We start from the raw sequence: 22805 nt of genomic DNA on the forward strand, positions 1-22805 counted from the left end.
CGTCGGATGCAAATTAAGCGAATCTTCAGCTTCAACCCAAAAAGAGAAGGGGAGAGCCAAATTCGCTCTCCCCTTCAGCACTCCCGTTCGCTCCACCACAGTTGGCGGCGAAGCCGCAGTCAGCCCCACCGCAGGTGGTGCTTAGTCGTTGTAGTTCAGGCTCTCCAGCCCCAGGAATGCCGCGCCCGAGCCCAGCTCTTCCTCAATCCGGAGAAGTTGGTTGTACTTCGCAATACGGTCCGTGCGGCTGACTGAACCGGTCTTGATCTGGCCCACACCCGTCGCCACAGCGAGGTCGGCGATAAACGTGTCTTCGCTCTCGCCCGAACGGTGGCTCATCACGGCGGTGTAGCCGTACCGGCGGCCCAGGTCGATCGCTTCCAGCGTCTCGGTCAGCGTGCCGATCTGGTTTACCTTGATCAGGATCGAGTTGGCCACGCCTTCTTCAATGCCCTTCTGCAGACGCTTCACGTTCGTCACGAACAGGTCGTCGCCCACGAGCTGAATGCGGCTGCCCAGCTTGTCGGTAATCAGCTTCCAGCCCGCCCAGTCATCCTCGGCCAGACCGTCTTCAATCGACACGATTGGGTACTGCTTCACCCAGCCAGCCCAGTAGTCGACCATCTGTTCGCTCGTCAGCTCGCGCTTGTCGCTCTTCTTGAAGACATACTTCTGCTTTTCCTTGTCGTAGAACTCGCTCGATGCCGGATCCAGCGCAATGCAGATCTGCTCGCCCGCCTTATAGCCGGCCTGCTCGATGGCTTCCAGGATCAGCTCCACAGCCTCGTCGTTCGACTTCAGCGAAGGAGCAAATCCGCCCTCATCGCCCACCGCCGTGTTGTAGCCCTTCTTCTTGAGCACGCTCTTCAGCGTGTGGAACGTCTCCGCCGACCAGCGCAGCGCGTCCGAGAAGCGTTCCGCGCCCACCGGCATGATCATGAATTCCTGAAAGTCCACGTTGGAGTCAGCATGCGCGCCGCCGTTCAGGACGTTCAGCATCGGCGTCGGCAGAATGCTCGCGTTCACGCCGCCCAGATAGCGGTACAGCGGAATCTCCAGCGTCTGCGCCACCGCGCGCGCATTGGCCATCGAAACCGCCAGAATCGCATTCGCGCCCAGCTTGCCCTTGTTCGGCGTGCCGTCCAGCGCAATCATCGTCGCGTCAATCAGCCGCTGGTTGGCCGCATCCATGCCTTCGAGTTCCGGCGCAATCACAGTCTCAACGTTTTCAACAGCGTGCAGCACACCCTTGCCCAGGTAGTGCGTCTTGTCGCCGTCGCGCAGTTCAACGGCCTCATGCTCGCCGGTGGAGGCGCCCGAAGGCACAATGGCGCGTCCCAGCGCGCCGCTTTCCAGAATCACATCGGCTTCAACGGTCGGATTTCCGCGCGAATCTAAAACCTCGCGCGCGCGAATGGCAACAATTTCAGTCATATCTGTCCTCGCAATGCGGTGCAGCAGCCGGTCATTCAACTTGGGACGGCGATCGACGGCAACATCTTCTCCGGCCGCGCTTTGGATTGTGGTCAGAAGATCAAGCCCGGTTCGCATTTCCACGCCATCCCATACATAAAAACGTCGGATATTTCCAAAGGGATTCTAACAAACGACCTCGCGCAACCCCGTGTGGCGTCCGTCACAACAAGGCGCTTTCCCGACTTCGCCTCAGCAGTGCCTTTCCTGATTCGTAACGCATGAGGCACACAGATCCGGGAAGCCATGTGCGCGCGTCTCACAGCACGGTAGCCTTAACTTGAACCAGGTGTCTCCTGTCAAAAAATCCCTATCGCGGGAGAGCAACACTGGATCGGTGGCGGGGTCTTATATACCACGGTGCGCTGCGCCCGCCTCCAAGGAGTTTCTATGCATCGGCCGATTCTGACCTGCGCCTTCCTCGTCTTAACCAGCGCCGCTTACGCGCAACAGCAGCAGAGCCCCTCTGATCCCTACGAGGGCCAGTCGAAGCCGCCCTCCGACGACGTGATCGTCGCTACGCAGCCCGACCAACCTACGCCCCCGAAGGCCAAGCCTCAGGCTGGTAAGCCACTCGCCCCGCCGCAGGCTCAGCCTGCCGAGGTTGTGCCGCCTCCCGCGACGGTCGCACCCAGCGCTGCGCCGCAGCCCTCTCCCGTTGCCCAGTCGGCCGATTCTCCTGATCCTGACGCGAACGGCACCGACGACGGCATCGTGGGCGTCGCCAGGCCGGAGCCTGCCACTCAGGCTCAAGCCCCAGCGCAGTCCTACTCCGCTCCGTCCGACTCACAGCCGGCGCTCATGACCCGCGGCGCCGCGGCTGATCCCGACGGCGACATCGTCCGGCCAACCGGACCAGGCGAGCTTGCCTACGGAACTACCATCCGCGTACGCCTTCTCACGCCGCTCTCGAGCGATAAGACCCAGCAGGGCGACATGTTCCGCACCCAGGTTGCCACAGATGTTCTCCAGGACGGCCAGGTGCTCATCCCCGCGGGCTCAGAGATCAGCGGACGGGTAACCCAGGTAAGCGCAGGCACAAAGCGCAGCCACGGCAGCATCCTTCTCCGGCCTGAAACCGTCACCCTGCCAGACGGCAACCGTTACAAGCTGCAGGCGCAAGTCACCGGCACTCCCGGTTCCAAGACCCGCGTCAATCACGAAGGATTCATCGACCCGCCCTCGCGCCTGAAGAAGGATGCAATGCTCTACGGCGCCGCGGTGGGCACGGGAGCGGGCGTCGGGGCGGTGCTCGGCGGCGGAGTGGGTGCTCTGACGGGCAGCGCCATTGGCGCCGGAGTCATCACATTCCACATACTCAGCAGCCACTCTGAAACCAACCTTGAACCCGGAACCGTCCTTCTCCTCACCCTCAGCAACCGGCTCAATTTGCAGGCGGCTGCCCCCGTGGCCAACCCAACTGGAAATTGAAACGGTCACAACTGCTGCACGTGGGCGGCGCGACCTCAAAGGTCGCGCCGCTTTTCTCGTTGAGCAGGAAATGAGTGCGGTCTCCCAACCGTCTGTCGTGCGGGGTCTCAAAATCCGCGCTCCCCGACGCGAAGCTGTGAACTACAAACTGTGCACTGCGAACTCGCCTCTCAGCACTTCGGGTGCGGATTCTTGAAATCGATCTCCACCGGCAGCCAGTCTGACAGGCGCTTATTCTCGAGTTCCGACTCCGTTGGCCTCGGATTCACGCTAGACCGCTCGAATGCGATCTGAATCTTGACCTTCCCCTTCAGGCAATACGCGCCTAGATAAGCCGCCAGCTCCTCGCTCATGTGGTCCATATAGTCCGCCGGCAGCGCGCCTTCCGCGCCCGGAATATCCGTCGCGCCCATGATCATCTGGTTCATCACCGCGTCGTCTTTTTTGCCGCCCGACACGTCGAACCGCACCGCCACAGCCGCGCGTCTTTCCAGCAGGTCCGGATTGGCCGTCCACTTCACCGTGGGAATCGTGAGCCCCGCCGAGTTCGGCTTCCGCTCCTTCGTGTCGAACGCCAGGCGGTAAGGAAGCCCCTTCCACTTCGGCGTCGCAGGCGCCGCCGCCTGCTTATTTCCTTCGCAGCCCGCTACGAACAGTAATCCGGTCAGGACCAGCAACATGGTCTTCCTCAAAACACCCTCCTCTTTTCAGACGACTCAAATTGTGCAGGAATTTGCGCAACCAGCTTACTCGAAGCCAACCGTATATCGCATCTGTTTCTCATCTGTTCGTGATAACCATCACGGACAGCCCCGCCCGCCGCCTCCGACCATGAACGGCAGAACGAATTTCAGCCGAAATCGCTACGAGGAGGGCCCGTGTTCAACCGGCGCGAAATCCTGATCGGCGCAGCCGCGGCGAGCACAGCTCTCCTCTCGGGTTGCCATTCCCCTGGATCAACCTGGCTCGTCTTCACCGACGACCAGGCCCGCACCCTCACCGCCCTGTGCGACCAGATCATCCCCGCCGACGACTGGTCCAGCGCCTCCCAGGCCGGCGTCCTCACCTTCATTGACCGCCAGCTCACCGGCCCCTATCGCCGCCACCGCACGACCTACCGGCAGGGAATCGAAGCCACCGAAAAGCTCTGCCACGACCGGTTCGGCCTCGACCTCACCGCCGCTATGCCCACCCAGCAACTAGAGATCGCTAAAGCCCTCGAGCACCAAAACTCAGCTTTCTTCGCCCTCGTCCGCACCCACACCATGCAGGGCTACTACGGCTCCCCCCGCCACGGCGGCAACAAAGACGCCGTCTCCTACCGCATGCTCGGCCTTGACTATCCCCTCCTCCGCGGTCGCGCCCAATACGACTTCACCGCCGGACCCAAATCATGAAGCGCGTCAACGCAGTCATCGTCGGAGCAGGCGCAGCCGGTGGAATTGTCGCCAAGGAACTCGCCACCGCTGGGCTCAGTGTCGTCCTCTGCGAGCGCGGCCCCTGGTACACAGCCCACGACTGCCGCAAAGACGATCTCCGCAACCAGCGCGTCACAGCGCTCGGCAACGCCTTCGGCCCTGACGACGATGGCAACCCGCGCGTAATCGTTGACTCGAAGGGCATCCCCCGCGAAGTCCTCCCCTCCGACGGCAGCTACAACAACAACGCCGCCTGCGTTGGCGGCGGAACCCTCAGCTACGGCGCGCAGGCTTGGCGCTTCATGCCCCAGGACTTCCGCATGCGTTCCACCTATGGCGCGCCCGCTGGCAGCTCGCTTGAAGACTGGCCCATCTCCTACGACGACCTGGAGCCCTTCTACGACAAGGCTGAGCACGAAATTGGCGTCTCCGGCGACGTCTCCACCGACCCCTTTCACGGCCCCCGCAAACGCGACCTCCCCATGCCGCCGCTGCCGCCCAACAAGGAAATGGACATCCTCTGGCCCGCCGCCAAGCGTCTCGGCCTCCATCCATTCAACGTCCCCATGCTGCGCAACTCCGTGCCCTACAACGGCCGCGGCCCCTGCATGCGCTGCCGCTGGTGCTGCGGATACGCCTGCGAAGTCGACGCCAAGAACGGCTCCCAGAACACCGTCATCCCCATGGCCCTCGCCACCGGCAACTGCGAGCTCCGCACCGAATGCATGGTCCGTGAAATCCTCACCGACTCGCATGGCCGCGCCGCCGGCGTCTCCTACATTGATTCCCGCGGCAACTCGCGCGAGCAATACGCCGACATCGTTATCGTCTCCTCCGCCGCCATCGAATCCGCCCGCCTGCTGCTCAATTCCAAATCGCGCCTCTTCCCTAACGGACTCGGCAACCGCTACGACCAGGTCGGCCGCAATCTACAGGGGCACCACTACACCGGCGCCACAGGCTACTTTGACTACGAGGTCTACGACGACCTGGGGCCCGGCGTCTCGGTCGCCGTTTGCGACTACAACCACGGCACTCCCGGCCTCAGCGGCGGCGGCATGCTTGCCAACGAGTTCACCCGCCTCCCCTATCAGATGACCGACCGCCTGCCGCCCGGTACCCCCTCCTGGGGACTTGCGCATAAGCAGGCCATGCGCCAGTGGCACAAGCGCGCCATCATCATCATGGGCCCCACCCAGCAGATACCCTCCCCCTCCGCCCGCGTTACCCTCGACCCCAAGGTCCGCGACAAGTACGGTATGCCCGTAGCGCGTCTCGAAGGCAACGTCCACCCCCACACCTTCGAGATCGGCGACCGCCAGTCGGAGCGGGCCGTGGCTTGGCTCAAGGAAGGCGGCGCCATCCACGTCAGCCCCATGAACTGGCACCCCGATACCGTCAGCGCCGGCCAGCACCAGGCCGGGACCTGCCGCATGGGAACCGACCCCCACGCCTCGGTGGTGAACAAGAACTGCCAGCTTCACGACGTCGACAACGTCTTCGTCATCGACGGCTCCGTGCACGTCACCAACGGCGGATTCAACCCTGTGCTCACCATCATGGCCGTCGCCTACTACGCCTCTGACGCCCTGGTGCGGAACTGGAAAGGAACCCGGTTCCGCTCATGAGATTCAGGCTTATCAGCAGCGCCATCGCGGCCTTCTTTGTTGTCGGCATCGCCGTCCTCGTCACCTGGGGCAGCACTCTTTACTACGCCGCCGGTCACGGATCCAACTGCGCCAACTGCCACGAGATGGCCGCCTCTGTCAGCGCCATGCACGCCTCCCCGCATGGCAACGCCCAATGCGCCGACTGCCACGATGTCTCCCTCGGTGACAAACTCCGCCACGTCCGCGTGCACCTCTTTGGCAGCCGTCCCGATGGCGTTCGTCTCCACGAAGCCGACGTCCGCAGCATGATGACCAAGTGCCAGTCGTGCCACCAACACGAGTATGCAAGCTGGCACGCGGGCCCGCACTCCGCCACATATTCCGCCATCTTCACAGACGCCAAGCACAACACCAGCCGCCGCCTCATGGACGATTGCTTCCGCTGCCACGGCATGTACTTCAACGGAGGCGTCCGCGACATCGTCCAGCCTCAAAACACCAGCGGCCCGTGGCACCTCACCCACCCCGAACTGGCCAGCGAACCCACCATCCCCTGCCAGTCCTGCCACTGGATCCACCGCGAAGAAGCTCCGCAGTCCAAACCAGCCGCCCGCATCTCCACAGCCGGCCCCGCCGTCCGCGACTCGCTCGCCTTCTACGACCGCCGCGAAGAACTGCACTTCCGCGCCGCAGCCCTCTCTATTCCCGAGCTCTACGACGGCCCCAACAAATTGAAGATCAGCGCCGACCCGCGCCAGGCCGTCTGTTACCAGTGCCACGCCCCGCGCCCATCCGAGCCCAACTCCATCGCCGCCGCAGCGAACTGGAAACTCCAGGCTGGCTCCGGCGATGACCGTACCCCCATGGGCGTCCATGAAGGCCTCAGTTGCGTCGCCTGCCACAACGGCCACAACGAGAACGCCCGCGCCTCCTGCGCCAACTGCCATCCTGCGCTGTCCAACTGCGGCCGTGAAGTCGAGAAGATGGACACGACCTTCGCCGACCCCAAGAGCACCCATAACATCCACTGGGTAAAATGCGCCGACTGCCACCAGCACGGCATTCCCAAATCCCGCAAATCCGCCCTCTCCCAAGGCGAATAGCGTTCTTGTATTTCGATTTCTGGCCTCTCCCGCGGGGAATCCGCCGTTGCTTCTGTTCCCTGTTGCCTGTTCCCTATTCCCTGTCCTTCGCCAAGTACAATACCCAGATGGAGCCAGACCAGCACATCCTTCCGACCAAACGCGGAAAAAAGGCGGTTCTGCCCGCATGAAGCGCTTTATCGGACTGCTCCGGTTTGGGCTGCCGTACACGTTTTACTGGTTGCCGGGCGTCCTCTTGTTAGCCGCTGTTGGATTCCTCGATGCCCTCCGGATGGCCTTCTTCGTTCCGATCCTGGGCGTCGTTCTCAAGCCCGACAATCCATCCAGCGCTCTGCCGCTCTTTCCCTTCGCTCCCGCCAAATGGCAGTTCGACATCCACCGGTTCTTCCCGCCGGCACTGCACATTCACAACGTGCTCACCGTTGTAGCCTGGGCGCTTGTTGGTTCCACGGTTCTCAAAGGGATTTGCGACTACGTCGGCACCTATCTCGTCAATTACGCCGGCTTCGGCCTCATCACCGATCTCCGCAACCGCCTCTACGAAGTCATCATGCGCCGCTCGGCGAGCTTCTTCCATCGCCACCCCACGGCCTCCATTCTCTCCACGCTGATCAACGACGTAGACAAGGTCCAGACCTCGGTCAGCACGGTTCTCGGAGACTTCCTCCAACAGTTCTTCACCTTCGTCTTCACCGTCGCGCTTGTCATCATGCTCGGCGGACGGCTCAGTTGGGTGCTGCTGCTCTTCGTGCCCGTCGTCATCACATCCGCGCGGCGCATTGGCCGTTCCGTGCAATCGCGCACCCGCACCGGCCAGGACAAGCTCGCTGAAATCCAGAACATCCTTCACGAGACCGTCACCGGCCATCGCATCGTCAAAGCCTTCTCCAACGAGATCTTTGAGATCACTCGCTTCAAAAGCGCTGCGCGCCGCCTCTTCAAAGCCAACCTCCGCAGCGTCCGCATTCAGTCCATCAGCTCGCCGCTCATGGACACCATCGGCTCCATCGCCATCGCCTTGCTGTTGTGGATTGGTCGCAATGAAATCAACCACGGCCGCATGGACGCAGCCGTTTTCATTACTTTCATCATCGCCCTTTTCAAGCTCTACGACCCGGTTCGCCGCTTCGCGTCCTACTACAACAGCTTCCATCAGGCCCTTGGCGCGTCGGCGTCCATCTTCACCTTCCTCGAGCATCGTGACGACGTGAAAGAGAAACCCCATCCCCGCGGCCTGCCCGGCTTCCACAAATTCATCAAGTTTGAGAATGTTGGCTTCTCCTATTCCAGCGAAGATGGCGAACACCAGATCCTCCACAACATCGACCTAGAAGTCCGCGCCGGCGAAGTCCTCGCGCTCGTCGGACCCAGCGGGGCAGGGAAGTCCACCCTCGTCAATCTCATCCCTCGCTTTTTCGATGTCACCTCCGGCCGCATTCTCATCGACAACTACGACATCCGCGACCTCTCTCTCAATTCCCTCCGCCGTCAGATCGCCCAGGTCACCCAAGAAACCATCCTCTTCAACGACACCGTGCGCCACAACATCGCCTATGGCCAGCCCGAAATGAAGTTCGAGCTCGTTGAGGCCGCCGCGCGCAACGCCCTTGCTCACGACTTCATCACCCGCATGCCCCAGGGCTACGACACCGTCATCGGCGAAAAAGGCTTCCGCCTCTCCGGCGGCGAGCGCCAGCGCATGGCCATCGCGCGCGCCATCCTCAAGAACGCGCCCATCCTCATCCTCGACGAAGCCACTTCCGCCCTCGATGCGGAGAGCGAGTCGCTCGTGCAGACCGCGCTCGCCAACCTCATCCAGAACCGCACCGTCGTCGTCATCGCGCATCGCCTCAGCACCGTGCGCCGCGCCAATCGCATCGCCGTTGTCGAAGAAGGCCGCATCACCGCCATCGGCTCGCATGACGAGCTCCTGATCACCTCGCCCACCTATCGCCGCCTCTATCAGCTCCAGTTCATGGAACCCGCCGAAGGCAACGGCGATCGCGGTCCAAATCACGGTCTCGACCAGCTCGAACCCGAACCCACACCACCACAGCTTCTCGAACCCGCTCTCTCTCGCGAGGCGGAGGAATAACGCAAGATGCCTCTCTATTCAATGACCGGCTATGCCCGCGTCCAGGTCAGCGTCCCCATCGGGGAGCAGGCCCAGCTCGGCTACACACTCAGCCTCAAGAGCGTCAATCACCGCTTCCTCGACATCCAGCTGCGCCTGCCTTCCGGCCTCGATGAACTCGAGATGGAGCTGCGCCGCGCCCTCAAGGAAAACCTCGTCCGCGGCCACGTCGATCTCACACTCTCTATCGAGCGCTCCGCCCAGACCGCCGCCGGTTACAACCGCGAGTTCGTTGCCAATTACATCGCCGCGTTCGCCGCCGCGCGCGAAGAGCACGCCCTCACCGGCCAGCCCGACCTCAACGCCATTCTCCGTCTCCCCGGTGCGCTCCAGGCTGACAGTCGCAGCAACAGTGATCAAGATCTCGCCCCGCTTACGGAGAGCGTCAAAAACGAGATCGGCCCGCTCCTCCAGCAGCTCAAGGCCATGCGCGCTCGCGAGGGCGAATCGCTCGAAGCCATCCTGCACGCCTCGCTTGACCGCCTCACTGAAGCCGTTGCCGGCGTCGCGCAGCTCCGTCCTGAGGTCGACCAGCGCTACCAGGAGCGGCTCACGCAGCGCCTCACCACTGCGGTCGGCAATGAGTTCAACCGCCAGCGCTTGCTTGAAGAGGTCGCCGTCCTCGTCGATCGCAGCGACATCGCCGAAGAACTCGCCCGCATGAACACCCACATCGGCCACTTCCGCGAACTGCTCTCCGCCGGCGGCGAAGTCGGCAAGAAGCTCGACTTCCTCCTGCAGGAGATGAACCGCGAAGCCAACACGCTTTTGTCGAAAACCGGCGGCGTCGGCGGCAAAGGCACCAAGATTACCGAGCTCGGCCTCGCCATGAAAGCCGAAATCGAAAAAGCCCGCGAACAAATCCAGAACGTCGAATAAAGACAGCCCCTAGCTTCTAGCCTCTAGCTTTCGTTCGTGCAGTACAAGGATCCTCGACTCACCGGGAACGAGCTAGAAGCAAGGAAGCTAGCAGCTAAGGAAAGCAATGGCAGGCATCCTCTTCATCATCTCCGCACCCTCCGGCTCCGGTAAGAGCACCATCGTCAACGAGCTGCGCAAGCAGGTTACGGGCATCGACTTTTCCATCTCCTACACCACCCGCGCCCCGCGCGGCTCTGAAGAAGATGGCCGCGAGTACCATTTCTGTAATCGCGCCGACTTCGAGCGCATGATCGCCGAAGGCGCCTTCCTCGAGCATGCCGAAGTCTTCGGCAACCTCTACGGCACAGCCCGCCACTCGCTTGAAGACGCCCGCAAGCAAGGCCACGACCTGCTCCTCGACATCGATGTGCAAGGCGCCGCGCAGGTCCGCCAGAAAATGCCGGAGGCAGTCAGCGTCTTCGTCATGCCGCCCAACCCCAAGGTCCTGCGCACCCGCCTGCGCAACCGCAGCCGCGCTGAGGGCCAGGTAAACGAGGCCGAGCTCTACCGCCGCCTATCTGAAGCCAGCAAGGAGATCGAGAACTACACCGGCTATACCTACATACTGGTCAACGACATACTCGACCGCGCCGTGGCCCAGCTTGAAGCAATCGTGCGAGCTGAGCGATACTATCGCAACAGCGAACCGATAGCCGTCCGCTCACGCCGTGTACTTGAAGTTGCAGCGGCCTGTCGCCAGTCCAACTCCCAGGAACGGCTCAAGCCCGTTCTTGAGGCCTTTGGGATAGGCCCCGATTCGAACCAGCAGCAGTTCAATTTCGAAGAGGACCCGGATGAAGATTGAGACTCAGTTCGATTCCAACTACCGTAAAGTTCTCGTCGCGGCCCGCCGCGCCCGCCAGATCCAGAACGGCTCTTCAGCCCTCGTCAACACCCACTCCACCAAGGCCTGCCGCATCGCCCAGGACGAAATCGAAGCCGGCAAGATCGCCTTCGTTCGCAAGGAAGAGGTCCCCGTCGTCAAGCCCGCTGTCGACGAAAACGGCCTACCGATCATCCACGGCTAACTCCTCATCGGAATCCCTTCTCGCGGCGCGGTGGCCATTCGCGCTACCGCTCTGCCTGTCCGTGGGAACCATTTCTGGCCGGCCGCTCTCGATGGCCACCCCGTCGCGGCGCTCTAACTGACGATGCCGGTCACGGCAGATGATCGTAATAACACGCTCCGTTTGTGTTCTGCGCTGGCGGGGTAGGCGGGGATATCCAAGGCGGATTGTCAAAGTCGAAAAACTCCGTCATGTCCATCTGTGCCGCGTCGCGCTTGGTGAGCGAAGGCAGATTGAATCGCGTTTCAATCAGCTTCAGGATCGCCGTTGTATCCGCTACGGTATGCGAGACGTAGTGCCTTTTTGTGAAAGGAGAAACCACGATCAGTGGAATGCGGCCCCCGGTGTAGACAAAATCACAGATCGGGCCGGTCGACCGCGTACACAATTCGCCGGGCTCAAGATCCAAAGGCTTGATACCGTCGGGGCTGGGCTCCGGCTGCGGGGAGACGTGGTCGTAGAACCCGCCGCTCTCGTCGTAGGTCAAAATAAAGACCGAATCTTTCCACGATTGGCTCTGCATGAGCGCGTTGATCAGCGTGGACACATACTGAGCACCACGCTGCACGTTGGTGCCCGGGTGTTCGTCCCGGCCCCATTGCGTTATCTCCGCCACCTGTGGAAGTGTGCCGTTCTTCACATCGCTGAAATACTCAGAAATAGGTGCGATGTGTCGAGGGTATTCCTCAGCCGCCTTCTGGTAGAAAGAGAAGCCCCACAAATCGCTCAGCGTCACCAGACATGCCGGATCATACGGTGGCCCTTTGCAAGCGCTCCCCGCCGGATTCACATAGATCTTCCATGTGATGCCGGCAGTCTCGAGTTGCTGAAAGATCGTCTTGACATCGAGCGCAGACCGGTCGGAGCGATCAGTTCCCAAGGGGTAAACATATCCGCCCGACGTGCCCGCGATTAAATATGCTCGACCTGGTGCAGTATTCGACATCACGGGTTGGAACCATCGATCGGACGTGGCGAAATTCGAGGCCATGAAGTAGTAGTAGTTCAGGTCATCGCCATCGTAGTACCCCATCGCGCGGCGGCCCTCGATATCGTGAAACTGCTTGTAGCGGGCGGTTTGCGCGGCTGACCAGACAAAACCATTCATCTTCGCTGCGTGGTTGCCCACGGGATCGTTGTAATCCCAGTCGAAATGCGATGGACCCCACGCGCCCGAAAGCGATTCGGTGCACTCGGTCTGGTAATGAAACGAAACGATCGGGCGGGCAGGATCCCAGATACAATTGGATGCCGGTGAACTGGGATCGCAACCAGGGAGCGACGGCGGCGCACCGTAGTGTGGCAACGCACCGTTCATTGGATTGAATTGCGGTAGACCGTCGAAAGACTCGTCCGGGTAGCCGTTCTGGGACCAATACTCCCTGAGCGCGCCAAAGTAGCTGTCCAGACTTCGGTTTTCCTCTTCCATGAAGACAATGTGCTTCAACGCTGTAATCGTCTCAGGAGCCGGTTGAGGCGGTTGAGGCGGTTGAGGCGCTTGAGGCGGTTCAGATTCTGGCCTCAAATCAAACGAAGCGCACCCGGATAGAAACAGCGCAAAACTCACCGGGATCGCGCAGATACGCGCAATTTTGGATGAATCCATGTTTTTCTCAGAAAGTCGAGCTAGGTGGCCGGAAACGCGGAGCCCAAGACGGTCATAGGATGCGTGCTTACGATTTAGAGATGTCCGGCCTTCAGATCTCGAACCTTCCGATCAGCAGCCCGGGGTCAAGCTGAACACCTTGAATCGAACGGAGTGACTCCTGATTCGTCAGTTAACGACTCGCACACAAAATCATCGGGAGCTACCACGCGCCTTCTCTTCCTGAAGCTCCACTCCCGCCTTCAATCAGCTCAAGAGCGATCAGCAGAACGTCGTCATGCCCTGCGGCGATCCCCTCAATCGTGGGGCCGGCCACAACGTCCGGAACGATGCCCACCCGCTGCGTTTGCCGATGATCCGGGTAGTACACCCCCAGGCCGCTGATCATCGTGCTCAGGTTTCCTGGCAGTGGGATGCGCGACACGTTCCCATCAGCACCCGCCGTCGTGCTCCCCACCACCAGCGCATTCGGCATCGCCCGCAGCGCCATCGCCGTGTACTCCGCCTGGCTCTGCGACATTTCATCCACCAGGATGATCATCTTCCCGCCATAGTGCTCGGGCCCCGGCTGAATCAGCGGACCCGGCCCGAACCGAAATGCTCCCGGATTGGCAAGCTCCGCGAACGTGAAGCTGACAAAAGGTGTCGGCTTCGTCGCAAAATACTGGCCTATCGCAAACGGCATGAACTCCGAAGGGTAGTTGCGAATATCCACGATCAACCCCTTCGTGCCCTTCGCCTTCGCAAAATAGCCCGGCAAGTCGCTGGCTTTGATGCTCGACAACTTCACATAGGCCACCGATGGCGACAAGAGCTGGAACGTATCTCCTCCCTTATCGTGCGTAGCAAATCCAGCCTTGTCTGCCACTCGCTGCGTTTTGATCGTCTCCGTCTTCCCAGCCCGCGTTACGTCAATCGAAACCGCACCGCACGCTCCCCGCGTAAGACTCGCGGCCATATCCCGCCGCCGCGCCGCTTCATTTGAATCTGCATAGAAGACCCGCCAGTCGGCCACCAACTGTGCAACGGGCGCACCCTCAAGCCTCTCAATGACATCCCCGGCCTGCAGCCCGCCATCGTTCGCTGGCGTGCGATACACAACGGCCTTGTCATTCACAAAGCGCACATCCACGGGCACTCTGCACTCGCCTGTGGGCGGGCGATCCGCGAGAGAACTCCATAGATTCGCGTGCGTGTCATTGGCCGTCGCGATCAGTTCGAACAAGGCCAGCTCATACGCTTTCTTGTCCGCCGCGAGCGCTACCTTGCGAATGGAATGCGCCAGCACTGCGGGCCAGTCCTGGCCTGCAATCTCCCGATCCGGCGCCCAGTACTGCATGATGTTCCACCATCGGAAAAGCGCCAGCAGTTGAAAACCAAAGTCAGCATAGGCCAGCTGCGGATAGGCTCCCTCATGGACAAAAGCAGGATTTCCCACATCTGGAGCCAGCGACACATAGAACTGCCGTCCGCTCCGATTCGCATAGATCTGCTCAAGCGATGCGGCGAGCGGCACTCCAAGCGCAGAGCGGTCATGTATCCATTCGAGCGCCGGCTTCAAACTCAGATCGCCTATCGGCGCAGGAACACAAGGCTTGCATTCACTCACCGGACCCAGCGCCTCAATCCACTTCAGAATAGCGTCGTCTGCCTGCTTTCGATCCGACGCCGCAAGCACCTCCGGCAGCACACGGAACAGGTCGTAGTCCCAGTTGCGCCGTCCGGCGGTAACCGCGGGGTGGTGATATTTCAAAAATCCCCACACGCGTCCCAGCGTGACCAGGTTATCCACCTGCACATCCGAGAGAGCCGTTACCTGAATGCGCGATCCCTTGTCGAACTCTGTGTCCGCCGGAACATCCGCTGCAGCAGCCTTGGCTGCCACCTGCTCAATCGGCTTTCCATCCACGTAGAACTGCAAATCGTCCGCCCAGACTTTGCCGGCGCTTCCGGAAGCGAGCACGCCGAAGTAGAGTTCCTGTGCCTGTGCGTCAAGCGGCAGGGTGATCCGGTACTCCGTCCAATCGTGCGATCCTGTCACCTTCTGCGACTGCATGTTTTCGAGCGCCAGCATCTGCCCGTCGGCATCTTCACGCATCCACAGTCCTGCATAGCCCGAAATATTTTCGAGTCGCAGAGATCCCCGCAGCTCAACCACCCCTCCCTGAAAATCGACCGGAATCTTGCGCGTGATTGCCGAGAATCCATCCGCCGTCTGCCCGTCTCGCTGCAATCGCACTGACCAGCGGCCGCTGTGCGCTACCTGGTCGTCGGCAAAAACCGTCCCCGCAGGGTTCAAGTACCACCCCGACAGCTCGTGACTTGTCTGATCCTCGAATCCAAGGATGGTCTGTACACTCGCGCGGGAAACAGCAACCTGCGCGATTCCAGGAAGATAAGACAACAAAAGGAACGACAAAACGGCACGCACGGTCATAGTGGCCCCTGTCTTTTGCGCTGGAGAACCAACAATTAGACGTTGCAGAACGGCCAAATTATAGGTCAGCCAGCCCGCCGTAACCTGTTGTACGCATCACGCTTTCTCAGAGCCAGGCAGATTTGCCAACAGATGTGCGGATCCCTCGCGATCGCAAGGTTTTTTGCGTCCCAAACCGGCCCTCTCGGCCGATTCCGAATCTAAGTCTCTCGGCCCTGTTTTGCAGCGCTGATATCTGCAACCAAAACAGGGGAGAGAGGCAACCTTATGAAGAGAGCGGTAGTCGTGCTCGCACTTCTTGGCTTTGCGTTTCAGTGTCTGGCCGAGTCCGATCGCGAGAAAGACATCAACCGGCTTGATAAAGCGGCTAGATCGTTGCACGAACTCATGAGTGCACCCGACCAGCGAATCCCTGACCACGTTCTGAAGCACGCCAGGTGCCTGGCAGTGGTGCCACATCTGGTCAAGGGTGGCTTCGTCTTCGGTGGAGAAGAAGGAAAAGGTGTCGCCACCTGTCGCACTGCGACAGGCTGGAGCGCCCCAACGTTCTTCGAGATGGGTGGCGGTAGCTGGGGAACTCAGTTCGGCGTAGAATCCGTGGATCTCGTAATGGTCGTGAGGGGCAGGGAAGGGATGCAGAAACTCCTGTCCAGCAAGTTCGAGCTGGGTAGGGATGCATCGGCGGCCGTAGGGCCAGTGGGCCGGCACTCGTCAGAGAACGTGGACCTGAAGATGAATGCGCTCATCCTTACCTACTCGCACGCCAAGGGCGCCTTTCTAGGCATGACCTTCGACGGCGCTGTGGTGCGTCCTGATAATTCCGCACAGCGCGCAATGTACGGCGCTCGGGGCACCACCAGCAGAGCGCTGCTCGGAGAGATTCCTCCGCCGGCCTCCGCTAGGCCATTCCTGATCGCCGTGCGCGGTGCGGAAGGCCGCGCAGTCGCACACCGGAGCGGAAGGCACGCAAGAACGCACACAAGAGCGTTGCACGAAACAGCAAGCGCCCATTGAACGCCAAGCTGACTTCACGACCGTTCCTTGATCGCACTGAGTGCCGTCAACAACGGTCGTGCACAAACCCGCTCCGAGGCTGATTCCCGGACTCCCTCGCGAAGGGGTCCGCTCCCACCCTGTCACTCACGTCACAGTCGCCCATCCTCCGTCCCGTCGAATCTGCTCCCGCTTTCCTGACAGGTGCAGCGATGAGAGCGAAGTGCTATGCTTTCCGCCTCCCCAAAAGCCCGGCGATATGCGTCGTGCATACGCCTGAGGACAACAACGACGGATCCGGGCCCGCGGCATGTCCTGAAATCCGGGCTCGCGGCAAACACCGACGCAGGGAGCAGTCATGAGTACCACGAGTACTGAGCACAGCACCCAGGCAATCACTCACTTGCGCAAGCCTGAACGCAGCTTCTGGCAGATCTGGAACATGAGCTTCGGCTTCCTTGGAATCCAGTTCGGCTGGGGCTTGCAAATGGCCAACATGAGCGCCATTTATGAATATCTGGGGGCCGAGGCTCACCAGATACCGATCCTGTGGCTGGCCGCTCCCCTCACAGGCCTGCTGGTTCAGCCCATCATCGGGCAGGCGAGCGACCGCACCTGGGGTCCTCTCGGCCGGCGCCGGCCCTACTTCCTCGCTGGAGCGATCCTCAGTTCGCTGATGCTCGTTCTCATGCCCAACAGTTCTTCCCTCTGGATGGCGGCCGGCATGCTCTGGATCCTCGATGCCTCCATCAACATCAGCATGGAGCCTTTCCGCGCTTTCGTGGCCGACATCCTGCCTGAAGGCCAGCGAACATCCGGTTTCGCCATGCAGAGCCTGTTCATCGGGCTCGGCGCAGTCATAGCGTCCGCGATGCCGTGGCTGCTCACCAACGTCTTTCACATGCAGCAGGCCGCAGGAGACACGCACGCCATTCCCACCACCGTGCGAGTCTCCTTCTACATCGGGGCAGTCGCATTCATGGGCGCCGTCTTGTGGACCATCTTCACCACAAAGGAGTATCCGCCCGAGGACGTCGACGCATTTCGCAAAGCCAAAGCCCGGAAAGCGGGGCTCGCGGCCAACGCAAAGGAAATCTTCGCGGCTATCGCAGAAATGCCTCAGACCATGCGCAGGCTCGGCCCCGTGCAGCTATTCACATGGTTGGGACTGTTCTGCATGTGGCTCTACTTCCCGGTTGCTGTAGCTCGTAACGTATTCGGCGCAGAAGACCCCAGCTCCCCGCTTTACAAGGAGGGAGTGGAATGGGGTGGCATCTGCTTTGCCCTCTATTCCGCCGTCTGCTTCGGCTTCTCGTTCATATTGCCAATCCTGGCTCGGAAGCTCGGACGCAAATCTACGCACATCCTCTGCCTGGTCTGCGGCGCCGCCGGCCTCTCGTCAGTGGCCGTGATCCACGACAAATACCTTCTCCTGCTCACTATGGTCGGAGTCGGTATCGCTTGGGCCAGCACCCTGTCGATGCCCTATGCTCTGCTCGCCGCCTCTCTGCCGCCGCAGCGAACCGGCGTCTACATGGGGATATTCAATTTCTTCATCGTGACGCCGGAGATTCTCGCGTCTCTCTTCTTCGGATGGCTGATGCTCCACCTTCTCAACAACAACCGGATCCTCGCAGTCATTGCGGGTGGCGGGTTCATGCTTGTCGCTGCAGTACTCATGCTCCGCGTAAACGATCCGCGAATCCTTAGTGTGGAGGACGTCTAGAGCAGACTAAGATTCTCACCATTGGCAGGCCGGCGCCCATCCTTGACGCCATCTTCTCGCATCACGGATGGGCAACCTTCGACCGAAATCTCACCTACGCCGCAAATCCACCATCAATCAGCAACGAAGCGCCCGTAATGTATCCGGCCTCCGGACCCGCCAGGTACGCCGTCATCGCCGCAATCTCATCCGCATGTGCGTAGCGTTTCATTGCCAACAAGCCAAGCATGACTTCTGCAAAAGCCCCGCTCGCCGGATTCGCCTCCGTATCCACCGGCCCCGGCTGAATATTGTTCACCGTGATCTTCCGCTCGCCCAAATCGCGCGCCAGCCCCTTCGTAAAGCTCGCCACCGCTCCCTTCGTCAGCGCGTAAATCGATCCGCCCTGGAACGGCATCCTCTCGCTGTTCACTGACCCGATCGTGATGATCCGCCCACCGTCCGGCATATGCCGCAACGCCTCCTGGACCGCCGTAAAAACACTCTTCACATTGATTGAGAGCGCCCTCTCGAAATCATCTGCCGGATAGTCAGCGATCGTTCCCAGCGCTAGAACGCCCGCGTTGTTGACCAGAATGTCAATCTTCCCAAACTCCTTCGCCGCCTTCTGCACCGCCTCCCGCACAGCCGCTTGGTCCGCCGCATCCGCCTTGATCGCAATCGCCTTGCCGCCGTCCTTTACGATCCCGTCCACAACCGCCTGCGCCCGATCTGGTGAAGAACTATACGTGATCGCGACCGCGGCCCCTTCTTTCGCCAGTCGCTTCGCAATGGCCGCGCCAATTCCGCGCGACGCCCCCGTAACAATCGCCGACTTTCCCGCCAGTGTCGCCATTCTCATCTCCTCCAACTCGTCTCTTATTTCTGGAGCCACCCGTAAAGCAATATCGATTCCGCTTATTCTCAAGCCTGAGTTTCAGTTACGTTGTGGAATTCTTGCGAATTGTTGGTGGCCAGATCGCATTTAAGCGCTGACTTGCTCTCTCGCTGCCGCGCCAACTCGCTGCTAGAATTCAGCTATGCGCGTAACCGTTGGCGTCTCAGGAGGCATCGCTGCCTACAAGGCCGCAGAGCTGGTCCGCGAACTGCAGCGTCAGGCTCTTGAAGTTCACGTAGTGATGACAGAAGCTGCCTGCAAGTTCGTGCAGCCGCTCACCTTCGCTGCACTCAGCGGGCACAAGGTCATCACCGGCCTGTGGGACGACTCCGACTCCGCTCAGGGTTCCTACGAATCCTCCATCGAGCACATCGGCGAAGCTCAGTGGGCCGACGCCCTCGTCGTCGCCCCCGCTACCGCCGACACCCTCGCCAAATTCGCCCACGGCATCGCCGATAATTTCCTCACCACCATGTACCTCGCCACCAAGGCACCGGTCCTCGTCGCTCCCGCCATGAACGTCAATATGTGGGAGCACCCGGCCACTCAGGCAAATCTCCATATCCTTCGAGAGCGCGGCGTCAGAGTCATCGACCCCGGCACTGGCGACCTCGCTTGCGGCATGGTCGGCGCCGGCCGCATGGCCGAGCCCGCCGCCATCGCGGAAGCCGTCCTCAACATCCTGGGCCCTCGCCACGACCTCGCCGGCGAGACCATCCTCGTCACCGCCGGAGGCACCCGCGAAGCCCTCGACCCAGTCCGCTTCATTGGCAACCGCTCCAGCGGCAAAATGGGTTACGCCATCGCTGAAGCCGCCCAATCTCGCGGAGCGAAAGTCGTCCTCATCAGCGGCCCCTCCGCGCTCTACCCCCCCTCCCACGTTGAGCTTGTGAAGGTCACGACCGCTGACCAGATGCGCAACGCCGTCCTCGAGCACCTCAACGATGCCAGCATCGTCATCAAGGCCGCCGCCGTCGCCGACTACCGCCCTGTCGTCGTTTCCGATCAGAAGCTCAAGCGCACGGGCCCCATGACCATCGAGCTCGCGCCCACTGAGGACATCCTCGCGGAAGTCGCGCGACGCCGTCGTCCCGGCCAGCTCATCATCGGCTTCGCCGCCGAAACCGAAAACCGTGTTGAAAACGGGCGCGCCAAGCTCCTCCGCAAGGGTGCCGACGCCATCGTCATTAACGACGTCTCCGGCGACCGCACCGGCATCGACTCCGACCTGAACGCGGCCACCTTCCTTACCCCCTCCACCTCCATCGAGATGCCCGTCATGACCAAGCGCCGCCTGGCCGACCGCATCCTCGACGAAACCCTGCTCCTCCGTCGCCCCAAGCCGCTTGTTGTCGAAGTCGAAGGAGTGAACCCGCAGGACAAGGTCCTCCAGCAGTCCCTCACACCCGCTCGTCGCCCCGTCATCGTGGAGTAGCCGGTGCCCGCCCTCGATCCCGCAACCCAGCAGGCCCTCGCCGCGCGCCTCCGCTTCTACCGCGACCTCGGCCTCACCGACTTCTACCGCCGCCCCCTCGACCCTGCGCTTCTGGAATCACTCGCATCCGAGCCCACAGCTCCGGGTGCCCCCGGTCCCTCGCACTTGGGGACCGGGGACTCTCCAACCCAGCCCGAACCTTCCCGTGCCCCATCCTTACCGGCAGCTTCATCGCCGGAAAGGGTGGGAGACCACGAACCCCACCCCATCGATGTTCAGGAGTCCGACATCCCGCCCCGCAAGCCCATCGCCGCCCCGCCCGCCGTCGCTCCCGCGGTCACCGACCCCGCCGAAGCCCTTCGCATAATCCGCGACGAAATCGGTGACTGCACCCGCTGCGGGCTCCACAAGGGTCGCAACAAGCTCGTCTTCGGCGACGGCTCTCCCACGGCACGCCTCATGTTCGTAGGTGAAGGCCCAGGAGCCGATGAAGACGCACAAGGCCTCCCCTTCGTCGGCAAAGCCGGTCAGCTCCTCAACAACATGATCACGGCCATGGGGCTCAAGCGCGAAGACGTCTACATCGCCAACGTGGTCAAGTGCCGGCCCCCGCAGAACCGCACCCCCGAGCCCGACGAAGCCAACACCTGCTCCCCGTTCCTCTTCCAGCAGATCGACGCCATCCGCCCCGAAGTCATCGTTGCCCTCGGCGCCACCGCCGCGACGTATCTGCTCGGCCAGCGCCAGCCTCTCGCCGGTCTCCGCGGACGCGTCCACACCTGGCGCGGCAGCAAGCTCATCGTGACCTACCACCCCGCCTTCCTGCTCCGCGACCCGCGCCAGAAGAAGGAGGCCTGGGCCGATCTCCAGATCGCCATGCGCGAACTAGGCCTGAAAGTAGCAGGTAAATCCTGAAGCTCTCTACCTCTTCCACGCCGTCAGGAAATCCCTGATCGCCTTCTCGCTGTATCCGGTATTCCCGCTCTCCAGCGTGTTCGTGTCCACCGACTTCAGCAGCTTCCCGTCACCATCCAGAACAAAGATCCATGGGTAACCCGGAATCGCCGGATATTGCGATAGAAACGCCACGTTTTCGTTATTCCCGCTGAAGTTCACTTTCAGCAGCACGAACTCTGCATCGCGAGCCGACCGCACATCGGCATGCTCCAGAAAGAACTTGTCCAGGATCTTGCACCACGAGCACCAGTCGCCGCCCACTTCCATCAGAATGCGCTTGTGGCCAGCCGCGGCCTGCGCCTGCGCCGCCGCCAGATCCTTTGCTGGATCGCGCTTTGGGTCGTACGCGCTTGAAAAATCCTCTGGCGCAGTCAACACCGCCTTCGGCTTTGGCCTGTCGTACGACGGCACAAACGGCTTGCCATCGATCGGGTAAAACACTGTCTGCGCCACTTCAACCGGTTGCCCGTCCACATGGTATGGCTTGTACTTCCACTTGTTGATCGCGTTCTCCAGCGCATCACCAAGCTGCGTTGAGAACACCGCCAACTGCCCACGCTGCACCTTCACGCTGCCATCTTTCAGAATAACGATGGGCACCGGTATAGCACCGCGATAAGGAAAGGTGGGGGCCATCCCCAGCGACGCTGCCACCTCATACACCGACTCCGGCTTCGGCATTCCCGACTCCACCACGTAAGGCTCCGGTACGGCACCCACCGGCGGCTTCACCTCTGCCTCACTTCCCGCCGGCAGCGCCTCCAGAGCCGACACCTTCATCTCTGCCAGTAGTCTTCCTTGCTGAATCACTTTGACGTTTCGCGCCACCGCCTTGCCCTGAAACATCTGCACATCGTCGAACTGAACCGTCGTATCCCCCGCCACCGTCAGCCGTAGATGCAGATCCGTGTCGAAGCACGTCGTCGCGAAAATGAAGTCCGGCTCATCCGTGTACCGCGCGCCGTCCACTACCGACGCGCAGTTCAGGGTCACCCCCTCGGTGGTCGTGCGCACTGCCTTCATCTCGTAATCAGGCTTGACGTTCGCTGCCTGATACAACGGCTCGATCACCGGACGCGTCACCCGTAGCAGTAGGAAGTGATAGCCCTGCGGACGCATGCCGCGCTTTGAAGTGAATCGCTCGGTGCGCGAAGTGCTCCACTCGGTGCCCGTGGCGCCTTCATCGGAACTGGTGTAGGTCCGCCGCCATTGGTAGGGCCCCGCGTGCCACTCCTCGACGCTCCCGCTCACCAGCTTGGGGCTAGGATCATTGCGCATCTGGTAGTCGATCTTGATATGCCACGGCGCAAGATTCTCGTCGGCGAGGGCATTCGTCTTCAGCCCCGCCTGCAGCAGCCTGTGCGCCAGCCCGTTCAGCTTCGCATTCGTCGGCGGCAGGTGGGCGTCAGGCCCCGTTGTTGTTGTCGGCGTATTCGATCCGGCGGCCGCGCCGCCATTCGGTCCTGAAGCAGTCTGTGCGACCACAACTCCAGTTGGTAGAAGAACGCAGAGAATCCCCCGCAGCAAAGCAGAAGTAAATCCAGCGCACATGAAAGGCCCCTTTGATTGTTTGCGGGCCATTGTTTCACGTTCGGCTCATGCTGGAAAGTGCACAGG

General features: G+C 61.3%; 18 protein-coding genes. 12 read left to right on the forward strand and 6 right to left on the reverse strand.

Annotation, left to right across the window (positions count from 1 at the left end; all coding sequences use genetic code 11):
• Positions 1-141: 141 nt before the first annotated feature.
• Entirely contained in the window at positions 142-1551 is a 1410-nt protein-coding gene (eno, locus tag MOP44_RS19315; protein ID WP_449290003.1) for a phosphopyruvate hydratase, read from the reverse strand.
• A 312-nt stretch (positions 1552-1863) separates the two neighbouring features.
• On the opposite strand from eno, the gene MOP44_RS19320 reads away from it, so the two are divergent.
• Positions 1864-2904: a TrbI/VirB10 family protein gene (locus tag MOP44_RS19320; protein WP_260791887.1), complete on the forward strand. Its 1041-nt coding sequence runs from the start codon at positions 1864-1866 to the stop codon at positions 2902-2904.
• 170 nt (positions 2905-3074) lie between these two features.
• Here the strand turns inward: MOP44_RS19320 and MOP44_RS19325 are convergent, their stop codons facing one another.
• The gene (locus tag MOP44_RS19325) at positions 3075-3596 is read right to left on the reverse strand and encodes a hypothetical protein (RefSeq protein ID WP_260791888.1); all 522 of its coding nucleotides are present in this window, start codon (positions 3594-3596) and stop codon (positions 3075-3077) included.
• Between the two features lie 186 nt (positions 3597-3782).
• Between MOP44_RS19325 and MOP44_RS19330 the strand changes: the two genes are divergently transcribed.
• The 7 genes from MOP44_RS19330 to rpoZ all read left to right on the forward strand — a co-directional run bounded on the left by MOP44_RS19330 (position 3783) and on the right by rpoZ (position 11118).
• A complete protein-coding gene (locus tag MOP44_RS19330; protein WP_260791889.1) occupies positions 3783-4301 on the forward strand; it encodes a gluconate 2-dehydrogenase subunit 3 family protein in 519 nt (172 codons plus the stop codon).
• Positions 4298-5950 carry a GMC family oxidoreductase gene (locus tag MOP44_RS19335; protein ID WP_260791890.1) on the forward strand — a complete coding sequence of 551 codons (1653 nt, stop codon included), beginning with the start codon at positions 4298-4300 and terminating at the stop codon, positions 5948-5950. The genes MOP44_RS19330 and MOP44_RS19335 overlap by 4 nt, the downstream gene beginning before the upstream one ends.
• Positions 5947-7035, forward strand: coding sequence for a cytochrome c3 family protein (locus MOP44_RS19340; protein WP_260791891.1), 1089 nt, complete (start codon positions 5947-5949; stop codon positions 7033-7035). Before MOP44_RS19335 ends, MOP44_RS19340 begins: the two co-directional genes overlap by 4 nt.
• Before the next feature lie 166 nt (positions 7036-7201).
• On the forward strand, positions 7202-9130 hold the full coding sequence (locus MOP44_RS19345) for an ABC transporter ATP-binding protein (RefSeq protein ID WP_260791892.1): 1929 nt from the start codon (positions 7202-7204) through the stop codon (positions 9128-9130).
• Positions 9131-9136: 6 nt separating this feature from the next.
• On the forward strand, positions 9137-10048 hold the full coding sequence (locus MOP44_RS19350) for a YicC/YloC family endoribonuclease (protein WP_260791893.1): 912 nt from the start codon (positions 9137-9139) through the stop codon (positions 10046-10048).
• 106 nt (positions 10049-10154) lie between these two features.
• Positions 10155-10895 carry a guanylate kinase gene (gmk, locus tag MOP44_RS19355; RefSeq protein ID WP_260791894.1) on the forward strand — a complete coding sequence of 247 codons (741 nt, stop codon included), beginning with the start codon at positions 10155-10157 and terminating at the stop codon, positions 10893-10895.
• Positions 10885-11118 (forward strand): DNA-directed RNA polymerase subunit omega, encoded by a 234-nt coding sequence (gene rpoZ / locus MOP44_RS19360; protein WP_260791895.1) that lies wholly within the window; start codon positions 10885-10887, stop codon positions 11116-11118. The genes gmk and rpoZ overlap by 11 nt, the downstream gene beginning before the upstream one ends.
• 130 nt (positions 11119-11248) lie before the next feature.
• Here the strand turns inward: rpoZ and MOP44_RS19365 are convergent, their stop codons facing one another.
• Together MOP44_RS19365 and MOP44_RS19370 are read right to left on the reverse strand one after the other, a co-directional pair.
• Positions 11249-12604, reverse strand: a complete 1356-nt coding sequence (locus MOP44_RS19365; RefSeq protein WP_260791896.1) for a phospholipase C — start codon at positions 12602-12604, stop codon at positions 11249-11251.
• Positions 12605-12965: 361 nt separating this feature from the next.
• A complete protein-coding gene (locus tag MOP44_RS19370; RefSeq protein ID WP_260791897.1) occupies positions 12966-15200 on the reverse strand; it encodes a S41 family peptidase in 2235 nt (744 codons plus the stop codon).
• A gap of 267 nt (positions 15201-15467) precedes the next feature.
• On the opposite strand from MOP44_RS19370, the gene MOP44_RS19375 reads away from it, so the two are divergent.
• Together MOP44_RS19375 and MOP44_RS19380 are read left to right on the forward strand one after the other, a co-directional pair.
• Positions 15468-16214 (forward strand): lipid-binding SYLF domain-containing protein, encoded by a 747-nt coding sequence (locus MOP44_RS19375; RefSeq protein WP_260791898.1) that lies wholly within the window; start codon positions 15468-15470, stop codon positions 16212-16214.
• 337 nt (positions 16215-16551) lie between these two features.
• Positions 16552-17919 (forward strand): MFS transporter, encoded by a 1368-nt coding sequence (locus MOP44_RS19380; RefSeq protein ID WP_260791899.1) that lies wholly within the window; start codon positions 16552-16554, stop codon positions 17917-17919.
• A 94-nt stretch (positions 17920-18013) separates the two neighbouring features.
• Here the strand turns inward: MOP44_RS19380 and MOP44_RS19385 are convergent, their stop codons facing one another.
• Positions 18014-18754 carry a 3-oxoacyl-ACP reductase family protein gene (locus MOP44_RS19385; protein ID WP_260791900.1) on the reverse strand — a complete coding sequence of 247 codons (741 nt, stop codon included), beginning with the start codon at positions 18752-18754 and terminating at the stop codon, positions 18014-18016.
• Between the two features lie 184 nt (positions 18755-18938).
• Here MOP44_RS19385 and coaBC point away from each other — a divergent pair, with 184 nt between their 5' ends.
• Both coaBC and MOP44_RS19395 read left to right on the forward strand, forming a co-directional pair.
• The gene (gene coaBC / locus MOP44_RS19390; protein WP_260791901.1) at positions 18939-20231 is read left to right on the forward strand and encodes a bifunctional phosphopantothenoylcysteine decarboxylase/phosphopantothenate--cysteine ligase CoaBC; all 1293 of its coding nucleotides are present in this window, start codon (positions 18939-18941) and stop codon (positions 20229-20231) included.
• A gap of 3 nt (positions 20232-20234) precedes the next feature.
• A complete protein-coding gene (locus MOP44_RS19395) occupies positions 20235-21146 on the forward strand; it encodes a uracil-DNA glycosylase (RefSeq protein ID WP_260791902.1) in 912 nt (303 codons plus the stop codon).
• Between the two features lie 6 nt (positions 21147-21152).
• Here MOP44_RS19395 and MOP44_RS19400 read toward each other — a convergent pair whose 3' ends face one another.
• Positions 21153-22673, reverse strand: coding sequence for a thioredoxin family protein (locus MOP44_RS19400; protein ID WP_260791903.1), 1521 nt, complete (start codon positions 22671-22673; stop codon positions 21153-21155).
• Positions 22674-22805: the final 132 nt, after the last annotated feature.

Origin of the sequence: Occallatibacter riparius (genome assembly GCF_025264625.1) — a bacterium.
Lineage (GTDB): Bacteria > Acidobacteriota > Terriglobia > Terriglobales > Acidobacteriaceae > Telmatobacter > Telmatobacter riparius.